The organism is Paraburkholderia sp. BL6665CI2N2, assembly GCF_004366535.1.
Taxonomy (GTDB): Bacteria; Pseudomonadota; Gammaproteobacteria; order Burkholderiales; family Burkholderiaceae; genus Paraburkholderia.
Map to the genome: position 1 here is coordinate 5,690,875 of NZ_SORC01000001.1, position 16,818 is coordinate 5,707,692.

Below are 16,818 nucleotides of genomic sequence, written 5' to 3' on the forward strand. Positions count from 1 at the left end.
GATGCGTCGTTGCAGGAGCATGACGGCTCGCGAGAAGGTTCACGGCGCGCAGCGCGGTTTCACGATGATCGAAGTGCTGGTGGCGCTGGCGATCATCGCGGTGGCGTTGGCCGCGTCGTTGCGCGCGGTGGGCAGTCTGGCGAGCGGCGAGGCCGACTTGCATCGCCGTTTGCTGGCGGGCTGGAGCGCGGACAATACCTTGGCGCAACTGCATCTGACGCATGCCTGGCCGAACGTCGGCTCGACGAGCTTCGACTGTTCGCAGGGCAACTTGCAGCTGGTCTGTACGGAGCAGGTGACGGCCACGCCGAATCCGGTGTTTCGTCGGGTGGAAGTGATGGTGACGATGCCGGGCGGTTCCGGCAATCTGGCTCAGATGGTGACGGTGGTCGCGAATGAAAACAACCGTTCGCTCTGAGCGCCGCCGCCCATTGAGGGCGAGGGGCGCGCGTGGTTTCACGCTGATCGAATTGCTGGTGGCGATTGCGATTCTGGCGGTGATTGCCGTGCTGTCGTGGCGCGGGCTTGACCAGATCATTCGTGGCAGGCAGACCATCACGAGCGCGATGGAGGACGAGCGCGTTTTTGCGCAGTTGTTCGACCAGATGCGGATTGATGCGCGGCAGGCCGCGTCGGATGATGAGGCTGGGCAGGCGGCGGTGTCGGTATCCGGCAGCGTGTTGCAGATCGTGCGGGAATTCCGGTTGCCGGGCGCGGCGCCGCGGTTGCAGGTGGTGCGGTATCGGGTGTCCGATGGGCGCGTGATTCGATATGCGTCGCCGCCGTTGGCGAATATGGGGGAGTTGCGGCGGGCTTTGCGCGGCAGTGAAGGTGAAGGGTGGAGTGGTGTGCCGTTGATGGGCGGTGTTGGGTCTATTTCTGCTCAGGTTTATGTGCCTAAGGTGGGGTGGACTACGCAGATGGGTGAGGTGCAGAGCGCCATTACCGAGGCGGACAATAATCTTAAGGTGCCCCAACTGGGCAGTGCGCCGCTGCCGCGGTCGGTGACGGGGTTGCAGGTTAGTGTTGGGGCTAAGTCGTTGGCGCGGCCTGTTACTCGCGTTTTTCTCGTCGGAGAGTGATATGAAGTTCGCTTTTTTGTCTTTCCGACGGGGGGGTTTGGGGGCTTTGGGGTTTTTGCGTGTTGGCCTTTCCTTGAATTCGTTGTGGTCTATTAGCGTTGCCCCTGTGCGGGGCGGCACTTACTTTCTTTGCCGCCGCAAAGAAAGTAAGCAAAGAAAGCGGCTTCACACCGCTAACGTACAAGCGGGGCCCCCGCACAGTCACTTTTGTGGCGCGATCAACGCACAATCCCTCGCACAGCCAACGGCAGTGACCAGGCAGTCATCCGCTCCGGCGGCGCTGCGCGCGCCGAGCGGCAAGCAATCAAACCAATGGTCCCTGGCAATGCCCGAGCACGCCTCACGGTATCTCCGGTCTGCTTCGGCGCTTGGGCATGCACCCGCACCTAATTCGGCGCCCCGCCGAGGCGAAGCCGACGGCCCCCGCTCCGCCAAAACGCAGGCACCGCGCTCTACCCTTCCGGCGAGCACGGAGTGCGAGGCGGGAGGTATGACGGCCTTGTCACCGGGGTTGAATGTGCGAGGAGACAGATTCCAGATGGTCCACTACCGAGGCTGTGCGGGGGATCCGCTTAGCATTGGCGGTGTGAAGCGGCTTTCTTTGCCTACTTTCTTTGCCGCGGCAAAGAAAGTAGGTGCCGCCCCGCACAGGGGCAACGCTAATAGACCACAAAGAATTCAAGGAAAGGCCAACAAAACCCAAAAAACCAAAAAAACCCACACCGGCGTAGCCATAATCAGCGCATTACTAGTAGTCGCACTATCAGCGATCCTGGTGTCGGGCATGCTCTGGCGCCAGCAAGTCCAGATCCGAAGGATAGAAAACCAGCGCCTCCTGTCCCAGGCCCAATGGGTAGCCCGCGGCGCGCTAGACTGGACACGCCTGATCCTCCGCTCAGAAGGCGACACATCAGCCGGCATCACATACCTTGGCGGCCTATGGGGCGTCCCAATAGCCAAAACCCGCCTATCCGATTTCCTCGGCCAAATAGGCGAAGTAAGAGCACAACAAGGCGCAGAAACCTACCTATCGGGATCAATCGAAGACGCCCAGGCAAAATTCAACCTGAGAAACCTGGTCGAAAGCCCAGCCCCAGGCGTGATGCAACTGGACATGGACCAGATCGGCGCCTACCAGCGCCTATTGGCATCGCTCGGCGCAAACAGCCAGCTGGCAAAAACCACGGCAATCCAGGTCCGCGCGAGCCTCGCACAATCGGCAACCCGTTTCCAGACCATCACTTCGACGAACGGCACCACCGCGACCCCGCCGCCGATCCAGGGCGGCGCCACCGGCGGCAGCTTCACCAACAAACCGGGTATCGAAGACAGCGATGACAGCTCCGCGAACGCCCCGATCCAGATGACCAGCGTCGACTCGCTGCTCGATATCCCCGGCTACACGCCCGAAATGGTCGCGCGCCTGCGCCCCTTCGTCACCGTGCTGCCGACCGTCTCGGCGGTCAACGTGAACACGGCTTCGGCCGAAGTCATCGCGGCGGTCGTACAAGGAATGAGCCTGTCGACGGCGCAAGCCTTCGTCGCGCGCCGGCAAACGGTATTTTTCCGCAATGTCGGCGACATACAGCTCGCGTTGCGCGGCGCCGGCGTGCAATCGGTCTCGATCGACCCGAGCGAACTCGACGTCAACTCGAATTACTTCCTCATCCACGGCCGCGTGCAGCACGAACGCGCCGAAGTGGACCGCACGACCCTCGTCTATCGCGACGCATTGACTCACACTACGCGTATCGTGCGAGTAGAAGACCAACTATGAATAACGCTTTTCCCAGAGAGAGTGGCCTTTGAGCACGCTGATCGTTCTATTGCCGCCGCGTGATCCGGCGGTGCCATCGCAGGAATGGCAACTGCCGGAGCTGCCGTTCGTGCTGCTCGACAAGTCGGGCCGCACCCAGCGCGCCGGCCGGTCGGCGCTCGCGCTGCTGCCGCGCGCGTCAACCACGGTGCTGATGGTCGCCGCGCGCGATCTGCTGATGATGCCCGCCACACTGCCGCCGCTGCGTGGCCCGCGGCTGCGCCAGGCGCTGCCCAATATCGTCGAGGATCAACTGATCCAGGACCCGCAGACCTGTCACATCGCCGTCGACCCGAAACCGCTCGCGGGCGGCCGGCAGTTGCTGGCGATCATCGACCGCGGCTGGTTCCGGTATATCTGCGAATCGTTCGCCAACGCCGGGCATCGCAGTTTGCGCGCGGTGCCGGTCACGCGCTGCCTGCCGCAGGCGGCCGCGCTCGATGCCGATGTGCCCGCCGAAGTCGCCGAAACGGTAAATGCCGGTGAGCCGGCCATGGCGGGCGCTGCAGGCGGGGCCTCGTCGTCGCCGGACGTCGCACCGCTGCTGGCGCCCGGCGTCGCGGCTGCGGTGCCGATGGTGGCCGCCGTGCTCGGCGCCGTAGTCCAGACCGCGCCCGCCCTGCTGCTCGAAGGCGTGGCAAACAGCGCAGGCGACCGAGGCGTGCCGCGCGTCGAACTGGCGATTGCGCGCGGCGTGCAGGGCGAAGGGCTGGCAGTGCCCGCTAATGCCGTGAACGCGACGCTTGCCGCGCTCGGCGGGGCGGCGCCGGTCTCGCTGCACATGCTCACTGAGGTGCCCGGCAACGAGCCGAGTCTCGCGCCGAATAGCCCGGCGCGGCTGGCTGCGCACATCCACGGCGCGAGTCCGCTGCCGTTCGAGCAACTGGCGCGGCGCGCGCTGGAGTGCCGCTTCGACCTGTGCCAGTTCGAGTTTGCTTCGCAGCCGTGGCGGCTCGACCGCGCGACGCTGCGGCGTCTGCGTCTGCCGGTGCTGCTCGCGGTCGGCGCGCTGCTGATCGCCATCATCGGCGCAAACGTGCAGTGGCTGATGCTCGCGCGCCAACGCGATGCAATCAACACGCAGATGACCGAATTGCTGCTCAATACCTTCCCCAAAACGACCGTCGTGCTCGACGCGCCCGACCAGATGTCGCGTCAGTTGCAGCAGTTGCGCGTGGCGGCGGGCGAGCTGTCGCCGGACGATTTCCTGCCGCTCGCCGATGGCCTCGCGCGTTCGCTGGCGCCGGTGCCGGTCAACGGCATTGCCGCGCTCGACTATCACGACCGCCGGCTCGACGTGAACTTCAAGCCGGAGGTCAAGCTCGATCCCGATTTCGCCAAGCGCCTCGCGCGCAACGGCCTGAGCGGCGCGATCGACAGCAATACCGGCAAGTGGACCATCAGGAACGGACAATGAAAGCTGAACTCGCTCAAACATGGGCCGGATTCTGGGAACAGCGCACCGAGCGCGAAAAAGCCCTCCTGACGTGGGGCGGCGGCGTTCTCGCCGTGGTGATCGCGTGGTCGGTGCTGTGGGCGCCGGCGCAGGAAGGCCGCTCGCATCTGCGTGAATCGCTGCCCGCCATGCAGCGTCAGTTGGCGCAGATGACCGCGCAGGCGAACGAAGCGCGTCAACTGTCGGCGGCGGCTCAAGGCGTCGCGCCGACCGGCGCCGCGCTGAAGGACGCGCTGACCGCTTCGCTCAACGATCACGGCCTCGCGGCGACGCAGGTTCAGGTGATCGGCAATGCGGTCCAGATCCAGTTGAAGAACGCGTCGTTCCCGGCATGGACCGCCTGGGTCGACGACGTGCGCAAGCAGTTCAAGGTGCAAGTCTCGGAGGCGCACGCCACGGCGCTCAAGGAAGACGGCCAGGTGGACCTGACGGCGTCGTTGCAGCCGTCTACCGCGAAATGACAATAACCGCGACCGCGCCGTCACAGGATCTCGCATGAATTACTGGATGCGGCGCTTGCGCGTCGCGCTGCCTTGGCTGGTGATCGCGGTGCTGTCCGCCGCGGCCGTGATGCTGACGATGCTGCCGGCCGCCTGGATCACCCCGCAGTTCGCCAAGCAGACAGGTGGCCACGTCAATCTCGTCAATCCGGCCGGTTCGCTGTGGCACGGCTCGGCCACGCTGATGCTGGCCGCCGGTTCGGACATGAGCGCGGCGACGCTGCTGCCCGGGCGGATCGAATGGCACACGGCGTTCTGGCCGCTGTTTACCGGCCGTGTGCGCATGATCATGCGGCACAGCGAAGCAATGCCGGAGCCGATCACCGTCGACGCCACGCCGCGCACCGCGACTGTTACGGCCGGCGCGATCGCCGTGCCGGCTTCGCTGCTGAGCGGTCTTGGCGCGCCCTTTAACACGCTCGATCTGCAAGGCAATGTGCAACTGTCCTGGTCGGACTGGCGCAGCTTCAATCGGGAAGCGTTCGGGCAACTCACCGTCACGTTGACCGACGTCAGTTCGCGCGTCTCGCTGGTCAAGCCGCTTGGCTCGTACCGGGTGCTGTTCCAGGCGCAGGGCGAATCATCCACGCTCGACCTGACCACCACCAAGGGTCCGTTGATGCTGACCGGCAATGGCACGGTGTCGGCGGCGTCGACGTCGTTTCATGGCACGGCCAGCGCCGCGCCGGAGGCGCGCGACAATCTCGCGGGACTGTTGAACCTGTTGGGGCGGCCGAGCGGGCCAGACACGGTGGCGTTGACGTTCGTGCACTGAGGCGCGCGGTCCGGCGTTACGGCGCAGGCTGGCTGAGGCGAGGCATCGGCTTCGTTGCGTGCGGCGGCCAGCGCTGTGGCGTAGGAGCGCGATAACCTCGTGGGGCTGATGGATCCGTGGTGGCGCCTGGCGTCGGCGCGATAAAAAAGAGGCATGGCCGTGGAATGCAGCCATGCATCTTTTGCCTTGCCTCGACGGCCGGCGCTTTTACTCGGTATGCATTCGCGACAGCGGGGTCGCCGCGCTTTGCGCGACAGGCGCGGCCGATGACGCCGGCAGCGGCACCGGCGCCGCCACGTCGCCGGTTTCGCGATTCATCTGCGAGACGTCCCAGCCGCCGCCCAGCGCCTTCACCAGACCGACCGACGACACCATCCGCTGCCCGGCGATGTTCTCCAGCTTCTGCTCGGCCGTGAAGGCCGTGGTCTGCGCTGTCAGCACGTTGACGTAGCCGACCGTGCCGGCCTTGTATTCGTTCGTGACGATGGCGAGCGCCTGGCGCGCCGAATCCACCGCTTGCTGCTGCACGACGATTTCCTGTGCGAGGATGCGCTGGGACGCGAGATTGTCCTCGACGTCCTGGAACGCGGCCAGCACTGTTTGACGGTAGGTCGCGACGTCGCCGTCGTAGGCAGCGCGCGCGGCGTCGGTCTGAGCCTGGCGCAGGCCGGCGTCGAACAGCGTTGCGGCGAGCTGCGGTCCGAGCGTCCAGAAGCGCGACGGCGCGGTCAGCAGCTGCGAGAACACCGAATTTTCGAAGCCGCCGGTCGCCGACAGCGTCAGCGACGGGAAGAACGCGGCGATGGCGACGCCGATCTGTTCGTTCGCCGCCGCGGCCTTGCGCTCCGCCGAGGCGATATCCGGACGCCGCTCGAGCAGCGCGGAGGGCATCTGCGCCGGTACGGTGGGCGGCGCGGCGGTGAGCGGCATCGGCGGAATCGAGAAGGTCGAGGCCGGCTCGCCCACCAGAACGGCGATTGCGTGCTCGTCCTGGGCGCGCTGAACGCCGTTGTCGATTGCGGACGCCTGCGCCGATTGCAATTGTGTCTGCGCCTGAATCACGTCGGAGCGCGCGGCAACGCCGGCTGCGTACTGGTTTTGCGTGAGCTGCAGTGAGCGTTGATAGGCCGCGACGGTGTCGTCGAGCAGCTTTTGGGTCGAATCGAGCGCACGCAGCGAGAAGTAGGTCTGGGCGAGCGTGGCCTGGGCCGACAGCCGCGCGTTGGCTAGGTCCGCCGCGGCGCTTTGCTGGCCGGCTTTTTGCGCGTTCACCGAGCGGGTGACCGAACCCCACAGATCCGGCTCCCAGCTTGCGTCGAGTTGCACGTTGAAACTGTTGCCGACGCCGGAGCGGCTCGTCGCGGTGGTCGAATTGCCGCCGGAGGACGTCCCGTTGCCGGAACGCGTTGCACCCGCCGACGCGCCGATAGTCGGGAAATATGCCGCACGCGCCTCGCCGACGAGCGCGCGCGCCTGCCGATAGGCGGCAGCAAACTGGGCGACGGTCTGGTTGGCGGTGTTCAGGCGCTCCTCGAGCGCATTGAGCTGAGGATCTTCGTAAATGCTCCACCAGTCGCCGCGATCCTGCTGATCGGCCGGTTGCGCGACTTTCCAGCCGGGCGCGGCTTCCTTGTACGACGCTGGGATCTCGGCGGCAGGCCGCTTGTAGTCGGGGCCGACCGCGCAAGCCGCCAGCAGGCTGGCGAAGGCCGCGGCCACCGCAATAGTCAGGGCGCGAGGCGCAAGTATCCGCGCGCGCGAGATTCGATCAGACTGCATGCAATGAATTCCTTCTGGACGCCGCGGCACGGCCAATGGCGGCACCGCCGGCCGGGCGAGATCTTGGTCGCCGGAATGTTAGCGTATGAACCCGCTGGGCGCGGGAAACTGAAAGGGTAATGCGAGGAAGGAGGCAGGTGTGTTACGGAGGGTACCGCGAAGGTTACGCGCTGTTACCGGCCAGGCGTTAAACCCGCGATTCCGTCGACTTGGTCCGGCGGGCCAGCTTACCCGCGGCGGCCCGGCACGGCGCATCGCCGCGCGTCTGGCAGACGCCGGCGGGACCGACGTGCTTTTCCGCGCTGGCAGGAGCGACAGCGGCGTTCGCCGTAGGCACGGCGGCCGCCACCAACTGGATTTTCCCTGCCTCGCCACCCTTCTGTCCCCGGCGATGCTCGAACCACGCCAGCACCGCGACGCCGACCGACCCGCCAGGCAAGACGAACAGGACGGCGAACAGCGCGAGTTTCCACCAGCGGTGCGGCCCTTGAAAGGTGCTGAGCGCGGAATCGGTCAGGGAGCGGCTCAGGCCGCCAAGCGTGTTTTTGAGGTACAGCATCGGGGAAATCCTTTTTCGCGCGTCGCGGTCGCGGCGGCAGACAATCGGTCAGAACATGTTTCGGGTGGCGCGGGTCGCGCGTAACTCGTTGCCTATAATAATATTGACTATGCAATTAAATTTCAAGATACTTCCGTCCGCGAACGTCGGCCGTGTTGTTTTCCTGTCGTTCGCGCTATGTGAAATCGAGTTTGACTTGTCTGCTTAGGCAGCTAAAATTCGTTCTGCTCGAGACGTTCCCGGATACACGATGACTGATGGCCCCTACAAGGCGAACGAGATTCATCTCGAATCGAGTCTTGGCTACTACCTGACGAAAGCTCGAAACGTGCTGGTCGAGCGGACGGATCGTGCGGTCAAGCCATTGGGACTGACCACGCAGCAGATCGGCGTGATCCTGATGCTGTCGTCGCGGCGCGCGAGCACACCGTTCGAGCTGTCGCGCGCCATGTCGTACGACAGCGGATCGATGACGCGTCTGCTCGATCGCCTTGAAAAGAAAGGCTTTATCGCGCGTTCGCGCAGCGAGACCGATCGGCGCATGGTGAAGCTGGAGTTGACGCCGCAAGGTCACGACGCCGCGCGGCAATTGCCCGCTCTGGGCGCGGCGGTGCTGAACGAGCAATTGCGCGGATTTTCGGCCGCCGACCACGCCACGTTGATCGACCTGCTCGGCCGTTTCATCGCGAACGGCCTCGACGCGGGTGCAAGCGCGGGATGTGGATTGGGGACGCAACAGGAAACGCTGGACGAATCCCCCGAAACGTCGCTGCGGGAACACGGCGAACACTAACTTGGACGCGCTTTTTTGAGAGCGTCATCGTCGGAAAATATCTGTCTGGGCAGAGAGTGATCCGGCATGTAAACACGCTACCTGGCGTGGTCGATAAGGCTGCCGCGACAAGCTTTCCAGTTGAGGAGAAGAATGATGAATGCCACGGCTTCCGCCGCCGCCCTACCCGTCGCTGAACCCGCCCCGCTCAAGGGCGGCGCTTTGGCTCTGCTAACGGTCGGGCTCGCACTCGGCACGTTTATGGAAGTGCTCGACACGTCGATTGCGAACGTCGCGGTGCCGACCATTTCCGGCAGCCTCGGTGTCGCGACCAGCCAGGGCACCTGGGTGATCTCGTCGTATTCGGTCGCCTCGGCGATCGCAGTGCCGCTCACAGGCTGGCTCGCGCGGCGTGTCGGCGAAGTGAAGCTCTTCACGCTGTCCGTGTTGCTCTTCACGATCGCTTCCGCGCTGTGCGGCTTCGCGCACAACTTCGAATCGCTGATCGCGTTCCGGCTGGTGCAGGGGCTCGTTTCCGGGCCGATGGTGCCGCTCTCGCAGACCATTCTGATGCGCTCGTATCCACCGGAAAAGCGCGGACTTGCGCTGGGTCTATGGGCGATGACGGTGATCTGCGCGCCCATCTTCGGGCCCGTGATGGGCGGCTACATTACCGACAACTACACGTGGCCGTGGATCTTCTATATCAACGTGCCGATCGGTCTGTTCTCGGCGGTATGCGCGTTCCTGCTGCTGCGCGGCCGTGAGACGAAGACCACGAAACAGCGCATCGACGCGGTCGGCCTCGCGCTGCTCGTGATCGGCGTGTCGTGCCTGCAGATGGTGCTCGACCTCGGCAAGGATCGCGACTGGTTCAACTCGACGTTTATCGTGACGCTGGCGGTGATCGCGGTGGTGTCGCTCGCCTTCATGCTGGTGTGGGAGATGACCGAGAAAGAGCCGGTAGTCGATCTCTCGCTATTCAAGGATCGCAACTTCGCGCTTGGCGTGATAATCGTGTCGTTCGGCTTTATGGCCTTCTTCGGCTCGGTAGTGATTTTCCCGCTCTGGCTGCAAACGGTGATGGGTTACACCGCCGGCCTGGCCGGTCTGGCGACCGCGCCGGTTGGTTTGCTCGCGCTGTTTTTGTCGCCGATGATCGGCAAGAACATGCACCGTCTGAATCTGCGCGTGGTGGCGAGTTTTGCGTTCATCGTGTTCGCGTTCGTCTCGTTCTGGAACTCCACGTTCACGCTCGACGTGCCGTTCAATCACGTGATCTGGCCACGGCTCGTGCAAGGCATCGGCGTCGCCTGCTTCTTCGTGCCGATGACCACCATCACGCTCTCCAGCGTGCCGGATGAACGCCTGGCGAGTGCTTCCGGGCTGTCCAATTTTTTCCGGACCTTGTCGGGTGCGATCGGCACGGCGATTAGCACGACGTACTGGGAGAACGACACGATCCGCCATCATGCGATGCTGACCGATTCGGTCAACGTCTACGCCGCGAACACCAATGCTTATACCAATGCGCTGGCCGGTATCGGGCTCTCCGGCGACGGCATCACCGCGCAGTTGAATCAGGTGGTGACGGCGCAGGCTTATATGATGGCCACTAACGATTTCTTCCGCATTTCCTGCGCGGCGTTTCTCGTGCTCGCGGTGTTGGTGTGGATTACCAAGCCACGCAAGGGCGTAGGCCCGTCAATGGGGCATTGAGGTCTGACGCTGCCTTGAGCGGACGCGCGCCGAAAGAAACCATATTGTTCCTGCAACTTCTCGCGCGCGTCTTCAGCTTTTATTGCGTGACGGCTTCGCCATTCGTCGCCGGGATCGATTGACCCTGCATGGCATCCGGATGCGGCGCTGTCGGCGCGGCTTGCGGGGGTTTAGCGCCACTCTGCGGCGCGCCGGCCGCGGTGCCTCGCACGTATTGCTTGAAGTCGGCGCCTGCTTCCCACGGGTTCGGCTTGCAGCCCATCGAGCCGTCGCAATGCGCGGCGAAGCCGATCGTTGCCGTGCCGTCCGGATTCGCGGCGCGCGTGATCTGATACGCCAACGCGCGCTTGCCGCCATCCGGGCCGGCGGTCTGAATCAACGTGTCGGTCGAGGCATCGATCTTGTATGTCGAATGGCTCGCCACCCACGCTTGCGCGCGTTGCCACCAGACATCGCATTCCGTTTTGTTCGAACACGTTAATGGCGTGGTCGCGATCTGCATGACGTCCGGATCCACCTGCCCTTGCGTTGAACATCCCGCCGCCGCTACGCACAGCATGGCCAACAGACTTTTCTTCATCACGTTGAATCCTCCCTCTGTGGTGCGCGTCATGTCAGTTTGGACTACGGCGCGGGGACGGTGTTTCATCTGGATCAGAGAATCGTTAGAACGCGCGGAGTATTTGCCGATGACGTTTGAAACGCACCGTACTTTGCGTAGACGTTACCGGCGCGGAATAAAAAAAGCGGCCGTGTGGGCCGCTCTTTCGTCATGTCGCCTGCAAGCGTGATTCAGACGCTGAACCGGTTTAGCGTGTACGCCCGATATGCAGCGACGAACGCGTCGAACGAACCGACTTCGTCCCGTTCGAGTTTGGCTTGCTCGGCAAGCGATTGCGCGGCGAGATCGGCGAAGGCCTGGGTCTGTTCCGCATCCAGCGGACGTGAGCGGAAGTACGCGGCGCGCGCTTCGCTTTGTTCGAGACCGAATGCGAGGAAGCTCTGCTGCTTCTCGCGCATGGTCTGCAACACGCGCGCCGACGGCGTCAGCGATGCGTCCGCCAGCTTCGCGCGTTGAACCGCGACGGCGCGAGCATGCGCATCGCCGCCATGCAAAGTGTCGAGCGCGGCGGCGGCCGCGTCGATCTTGATGAGCAGCTCGTTCGCCCAGTCCGTCATCGCAACCGGTTGGCCGTCGCGTGCCAGTTCAAGGCCCGGCTTGCGCCCTTCCATCGTTACGCGGCCGAAATTCTGATTGGCTTCGGCATAAGCATCTGGCGGTAACAGCGCGCTGTCGTCGAGCGCGCAGACCAGCAGGTAAGCGTCGAGAAAACGCGACGTTTCGAGCGAAATGCCGGTCGGCTCGAACGGGTCGATGTCCATGCAACGCACTTCCACGTATTGCACGCCGCGTGCGGCGAGCGCGTGCAGCGGACGCTCGCCCGGATGCGTGATGCGCTTCGGACGGATCGTCGAGTAAAACTCGTTTTCGATCTGCAGCACGTTCGTGTTGATCTGCACCCACTCGCCGTCGCGTTGCGTGCCGATTGCCTCGTATGCGGGGTACGGCTGGCTCACGGCTTTCGCGAGCGCGTCGAGGTAGCCCGGCAGCGTGTCGTAATCGGCGCGCAATTCGGCTTGCGCCGCAGTGTTCGAATAGCCGAGGTCGCTCATGCGCAAACTGGTCGCGTACGGACGATAGAGCGTGTCGGCGTCGAACGTGTCGAGCGTGTGTTTGCGATCGCGGAGGAAACGCCGATCCAGCGCCGGCGATGCGCCGAACAGATACATCAGCAGCCAGTTGGTGCGGCGGAAATTGCGGATCAACGCGAGATAGCGATCGGACTGGAAATCGACCGCGCTCGCGGTGGATTGCTGGTCCGCATGCAGCCGACGCCACACTTCTTCGTTCAGCGAATAGTTGTAGTGAATGCCCGCAATGCACTGCATCGTGCGGCCGTAGCGGAGCGCGAGGCCGATGCGGTACACGTACTTCAGCTTGCCGATGTTCGAACTGCCATAGTTCGCAATCGGAATGCCGTCGTCGGTGTCGGGCAAGAGGCCCGGCATGGAGTTGTTCCACAGGATCTCGTCGCCGAGTTGTGCATAGACAAAACGGTGGAGCGTATCGAGCTTTTCGAGCGTGAGCGCGACGTCGTGCTCAGCCGGCGTGATCAGTTCGAGCAGCGCTTCGGAATAATCCGTGGTGAGCGATGGATGCGTGAGCGCCGAACCGAGCGCGCGCGGATGCGGCGTCAAGGCGAGCTTGCCCTGATGCGTCACGCGCAGGCTTTCCTTTTCGATGCCGCGCAGGCCGCGTATCAGCGCGTCGCGCTGCGGGCCTGAGGTCAGCACGGACAGGCGGTGCGAGAGCGCGTCGGTCGTGCGGGAAGGTGTCGTGTTTGGCATTGATGCGAGTCGGGCGTTGTCGGCCGCCATGTGCCGCAGCACGGCGGTTGACAACGTTCGGCGGAATTTTCGGTAGCGGGCACTTTAACATCTCGCCAGAACGGCTGCTTGAGGCCGCTTCGGCGGGTCGCCGGAGCACTTCGGACCGCTTCTTTTTTGGGCCAATTTCACTGCTTTTTGCGCCAGTCCGTTGGCTTTGCCCGACATCACTCTATCCGTCACGCACGGCGCGCGCGATCCGCATTTCTTCTCACCAAACCGCGTGATGTGTCGGTCGCCATCGGCGACGCACCGCTTCAACGCCGGGCGTGACGCGCCGTTTCAGCCGCCACGTGCGGCGCCCGCGCGGTCCGCCACTTCATTCCACAGATGCATCGCCGCGTACGCACGCCACGGCCGCCATGTGTCGGTGCGGGCGCGCTGCTGCGTGGGCCGTACGAGCGACGGATCGCGCGCGCAGATCGACTGCATCAGCACGAGGTCCCATGCGGGCCATGCGTCGGCATCGCGCCATGCGCGCATGGCGACGTACTCGACGGTCCACGGACCGATGCCGGGCAGCGCCAGCAGCGCGGCACGCAGACTGTCGGCGTCGGCCGTGTTGCTGTCGAGCGGCACGTCGCCGGTGGCGACCGCGCGCGCGAAACCTTGCAATGCCGCTACACGTTTACCCGGCATGCCGATTTGCGCGAGATCCACGGCGGCCAGCGCGGAGGGCGTCGGGAAACGCCAAGCGGTGTTCTCATGCGGATGCCCCTCGATACGCCCGCCGGCGCGCTGCACCAGTCTGCCGATGATGGTGGTCGCCGCCTTCACGCTGACCTGCTGCCCGACGATTGCGCGCACCACCAGCTCGAAGCCCGACCACGCGCCCGGCACGCGCAAGCCGGGCACGGCTTCGACCAGCGGCGCGAGCCACGGATCAGCGGCGAGTTCTGCGCCGATCTTTTTCGGATCGGCGTGGAGGTCGAACATCTTCGCAATCGGCGCGGCGAGCGCGTCGGCGTGACGGCTTACCGGCCCTTCTATGCTGGCGACGAGGCAACGCTTGCGCGGATGCAGACGCACGCTCAGCGTGCCGCTGTCGCCGGCCCAATCGATCGCGCGGCGGTACGCGCCGTCTTCCACCGCTTCGACGCCGGGCGTCGCGCGTCCGCCGAAGAAACGCAGCAGGCGCGGCCAGTCGAAGGGTGATTTGAACGGCAATTCAAGGGAAGCGACTTCGTCAAGCGTGCTCACGCGGCGTGGTCCAGTTTGGTGGTGGTTTCGGTGTCGATGCCGGTGTCGATGTCGGCCTCGGCATGGACGCGCTGGTTGCGCTCGGTCTGGCCGTGCGAGAAGGCGCCGGCATGCTGCGCCTCGTTGTCCAGCAGCGCGGCCTTGCGCGGCAAACCCCAGCGATAGCCCGCCAGCGCCCCGCCCTTGGCCACCACGCGATGACAAGGAATCGCCAGTGCCACTGGGTTCGTCGCGCAGGCGCTCGCTACAGCGCGCACGGCGCGAGGTGCGCCGACCGTTTCGGCGATCTGCGAATAGCTGCGCGTCTCACCGTACGGGATGCGCCGCAACGCGTCCCACACACGCTGGCGGAATGCTGTCGCGGCGATATCCAGCGGCAGATCGAAGTCCTGACGGGTGCCGCGCAAATAGGCGTCGATCTGCGCGATGAACGGCGCCAGGTGTTCGGTATCTTCCAACACGTCGGCGTTGGCGAATTCGCCGCGCAGGTCGCTGGCGAGTACGGCTTTGTCGTCGCCGAAAGCGATCTTGCAGATGCCCTTCTCTGTCGCCGCGACCAGCACATAACCGAGCGAGGTCGGCGCGCTGGCGTAGCGAACGGTCAGTCCGGCACCCCTGCGGCGATACGCGGACGGCGCCATGCCCAGTTCGGCCGATGCACTGTCGTACATCCGCGACGGCGAGCCGAAGCCCGCGTCGAGCGTGGCGCGAGTGACGTCCGAGCCGCTCTGGAGCGCGTCGCGCAACGCGGCGCCCCGGCGCGCGGCCTGATATTGACGCGGCGACACGCCCACCACCCGCTTGAAAAGACGCTGCAGATGGAACGGGCTGACGTGCACGGCGTCGCTCAGTTGCGCGAGCGTGAGGCGCTCCTGCGGGGCGGCGTCCAGCGCGGCGCACGCGCGATTCACGATTTCCAGCTCGCGCGGCAGGCCGCCGGGCTGGCAGCGCTTGCAATCGCGAAAGCCCGCGGCGCGCGCGGCGGCGGCATCGGTGAAGAAAGCAACGTTCTCACGGCGCGGCAGGCGCGACGCGCACGACGGACGGCAGAACACGCCGGTCGTTTTGACGGCGTAGAAGAACGCGCCATCGGCTTGCGACTCGCGGTGGGTGACGGCTTGCCAGCGCGCGTCGTCGGAAGTCCAGTGGTTGGCGTCGGAGGCGGTATCGGTAGCTTTGCGGTTCATGATGGTCCCGAAGAGACGGTGTCGATGCTCACCAATGTAGGCCGCATGCCGACACACTACGCTCCGGTTCTTGCTCTGTCATTGCGCTTCTTCGTAGACCCAAAGCCCCGCCGGGCGTCCCTTTAACGGAAAACTGCGACAATTTGGCACGATATCGGGTTTTCCCTTAAAAAGTTGTTGCGTCGCACCAGGCCGATGTGTATATTAGTACTTGTCTCCTCCATGTCTCCTCCTGATATGGATTCAGCCCGCTCCACATAGAGCGGGCTTTTTTTCGTCCATACGGTCCTGATCCAGCCCTTAAGGCGGCCTTCACGACCTGCGCTCGCAGCGCCGCCCTTTCTTCTACACTGGCAATTCACGCGTTCTGCGAGCCAGCCAAGGGGCGTTCCACATGAAAATCCACATTCGCGAGATCGACCACGTTGTCATTCGGGCGACCAACGCCGAGGCCATGGCGCGTTTCTATTGCGACGTGCTCGGCTGCAGCGTCGAGAAGGAGCAGCGCGATCTGGGCCTGACGCAGTTACGAGCGGGCCGTTCGCTGATCGATCTGTTGCAGGTGGGCGCCAAACTCGATCACGCCGAAAACGGCGTGCCGGGCACTGGGCGGAATATGGATCACGTGTGCTTGCGCATCGATCCGTTCGACGCTGAAGCGCTCAAGGCGCATCTGCTCGAACACGGCGCGCGGCTGGGTGAACTGGGGCAGCGCTATGGCGCGGACGGCTACGGACAGTCGCTGTATCTCTTCGACCCGGAAGGCAACATGGTCGAACTGAAAGGCCCGCCGGAAGCGGCGCATGTGACGTCGCTGTAAAGCTATCGGCAAGTGCGTGAGGCTTCGAGGCGTCAGGCGTTGGCGGGCGCCTTAAGCACCGTCCATTCGATTTTCACCGCATCGGCATCGGCGCTGCCAAGCCATGCTTCGCCGTCCTGCACGGTGCATTGCAGCCGCATGGTCCGTTCGGCCAGCGAGCCGAGGGCAGTGGCGACGTCTTCGCCGAGCGTCCAAACCGTCACGTTGCGCATGCGCTCAACCTTGTTGCGCACGCCCTGCCACCAGATGTCCGACGCACGGCCGCCGTAGGCAATCACGATCACTGCGTTCGAGCGGCCGCTCGCCTTGGCGATGCGCCGTTCATCCGGCTGGCCGACTTCGATCCAGGTGTCGATTGCGCCGGTCAGGTCTTTTTCCCACAGATCCGGTTCGTCCACATCCGACAAACCTTTGCAGAATTCAAGCCGTTCCTGCGCGAACAGCGCGAACGCGGCGACCCGAACCATCATCCGTTCGTCGGTTTCCGAGGGATGGCGGGCGATCGTCAGCGAATGGTCGGCGTAGTAGTGCCGGTCCATGTTGGCGATCTGCAGTTCCGCCTTGTAAATCGTCGATTTGAGAGCCATGCCGTTGCTAAACCAGGCGCTCGCTCCGCCGGAGCGAACTGAAAAAGAATCGTCGACGGCGCGTTGCCGTTTTCCGTGTTTGTTGTACATCTTCTGTCCCTCCCGCGCCGCCAGCCGG

General features: G+C 64.4%; 16 protein-coding genes. 9 read left to right on the top strand and 7 right to left on the bottom strand.

The annotated features are described in order from the left end of the window. Position 1: 1 nt before the first annotated feature. From gspI to B0G81_RS25585, 6 genes are all read left to right on the top strand, one after another. Positions 2-418, top strand: a complete 417-nt coding sequence (gspI, locus tag B0G81_RS25560) for a type II secretion system minor pseudopilin GspI (RefSeq protein WP_106284906.1) — start codon at positions 2-4, stop codon at positions 416-418. Beyond that, positions 396-1,082: a prepilin-type N-terminal cleavage/methylation domain-containing protein gene (locus tag B0G81_RS25565; protein WP_106284907.1), complete on the top strand. Its 687-nt coding sequence runs from the start codon at positions 396-398 to the stop codon at positions 1,080-1,082. The genes gspI and B0G81_RS25565 overlap by 23 nt, the downstream gene beginning before the upstream one ends. 490 nt (positions 1,083-1,572) lie before the next feature. Continuing rightward, the gene (gene gspK / locus B0G81_RS25570; protein ID WP_208328553.1) at positions 1,573-2,859 is read left to right on the top strand and encodes a type II secretion system minor pseudopilin GspK; all 1,287 of its coding nucleotides are present in this window, start codon (positions 1,573-1,575) and stop codon (positions 2,857-2,859) included. A 28-nt stretch (positions 2,860-2,887) separates the two neighbouring features. Beyond that, the gene (gene gspL, locus B0G81_RS25575; protein WP_134138834.1) at positions 2,888-4,315 is read left to right on the top strand and encodes a type II secretion system protein GspL; all 1,428 of its coding nucleotides are present in this window, start codon (positions 2,888-2,890) and stop codon (positions 4,313-4,315) included. Continuing rightward, positions 4,312-4,815: a type II secretion system protein M gene (locus B0G81_RS25580; protein ID WP_116118592.1), complete on the top strand. Its 504-nt coding sequence runs from the start codon at positions 4,312-4,314 to the stop codon at positions 4,813-4,815. The genes gspL and B0G81_RS25580 overlap by 4 nt, the downstream gene beginning before the upstream one ends. Before the next feature lie 34 nt (positions 4,816-4,849). After that, entirely contained in the window at positions 4,850-5,629 is a 780-nt protein-coding gene (locus tag B0G81_RS25585; RefSeq protein ID WP_134138838.1) for a type II secretion system protein N, read from the top strand. A gap of 207 nt (positions 5,630-5,836) precedes the next feature. Here the strand turns inward: B0G81_RS25585 and B0G81_RS25590 are convergent, their stop codons facing one another. Then, a complete protein-coding gene (locus tag B0G81_RS25590; protein ID WP_134138843.1) occupies positions 5,837-7,408 on the bottom strand; it encodes an efflux transporter outer membrane subunit in 1,572 nt (523 codons plus the stop codon). A gap of 187 nt (positions 7,409-7,595) precedes the next feature. Continuing rightward, a complete protein-coding gene (locus B0G81_RS25595) occupies positions 7,596-7,967 on the bottom strand; it encodes a hypothetical protein (protein WP_134138849.1) in 372 nt (123 codons plus the stop codon). A 250-nt stretch (positions 7,968-8,217) separates the two neighbouring features. Between B0G81_RS25595 and B0G81_RS25600 the strand changes: the two genes are divergently transcribed. Both B0G81_RS25600 and B0G81_RS25605 read left to right on the top strand, forming a co-directional pair. Next, positions 8,218-8,760 carry a MarR family transcriptional regulator gene (locus B0G81_RS25600; RefSeq protein WP_134138850.1) on the top strand — a complete coding sequence of 181 codons (543 nt, stop codon included), beginning with the start codon at positions 8,218-8,220 and terminating at the stop codon, positions 8,758-8,760. 135 nt (positions 8,761-8,895) lie between these two features. Further along, complete coding sequence (locus tag B0G81_RS25605) at positions 8,896-10,458, top strand: DHA2 family efflux MFS transporter permease subunit (RefSeq protein WP_134143204.1); 1,563 nt, start codon at positions 8,896-8,898, stop codon at positions 10,456-10,458. A gap of 79 nt (positions 10,459-10,537) precedes the next feature. On the opposite strand, the gene B0G81_RS25610 is transcribed toward B0G81_RS25605, so the two are convergent. The 4 genes from B0G81_RS25610 to ada all read right to left on the bottom strand — a co-directional run bounded on the left by B0G81_RS25610 (position 10,538) and on the right by ada (position 15,293). After that, entirely contained in the window at positions 10,538-11,038 is a 501-nt protein-coding gene (locus tag B0G81_RS25610; protein WP_208328554.1) for a hypothetical protein, read from the bottom strand. 212 nt (positions 11,039-11,250) lie between these two features. Next, complete coding sequence (gshA, locus tag B0G81_RS25615; RefSeq protein ID WP_134138852.1) at positions 11,251-12,867, bottom strand: glutamate--cysteine ligase; 1,617 nt, start codon at positions 12,865-12,867, stop codon at positions 11,251-11,253. A gap of 321 nt (positions 12,868-13,188) precedes the next feature. Further along, entirely contained in the window at positions 13,189-14,106 is a 918-nt protein-coding gene (locus tag B0G81_RS25620) for a DNA-3-methyladenine glycosylase (RefSeq protein WP_134138856.1), read from the bottom strand. After that, a complete protein-coding gene (ada, locus tag B0G81_RS25625) occupies positions 14,103-15,293 on the bottom strand; it encodes a bifunctional DNA-binding transcriptional regulator/O6-methylguanine-DNA methyltransferase Ada (RefSeq protein ID WP_134138860.1) in 1,191 nt (396 codons plus the stop codon). The genes B0G81_RS25620 and ada overlap by 4 nt, the downstream gene beginning before the upstream one ends. 394 nt (positions 15,294-15,687) lie before the next feature. Between ada and B0G81_RS25630 the strand changes: the two genes are divergently transcribed. Beyond that, positions 15,688-16,113 (top strand): VOC family protein, encoded by a 426-nt coding sequence (locus B0G81_RS25630; protein WP_134138863.1) that lies wholly within the window; start codon positions 15,688-15,690, stop codon positions 16,111-16,113. A 32-nt stretch (positions 16,114-16,145) separates the two neighbouring features. Here B0G81_RS25630 and B0G81_RS25635 read toward each other — a convergent pair whose 3' ends face one another. Further along, positions 16,146-16,700, bottom strand: a complete 555-nt coding sequence (locus tag B0G81_RS25635; protein WP_116119683.1) for a YaeQ family protein — start codon at positions 16,698-16,700, stop codon at positions 16,146-16,148. Positions 16,701-16,818 lie beyond the last annotated feature (118 nt).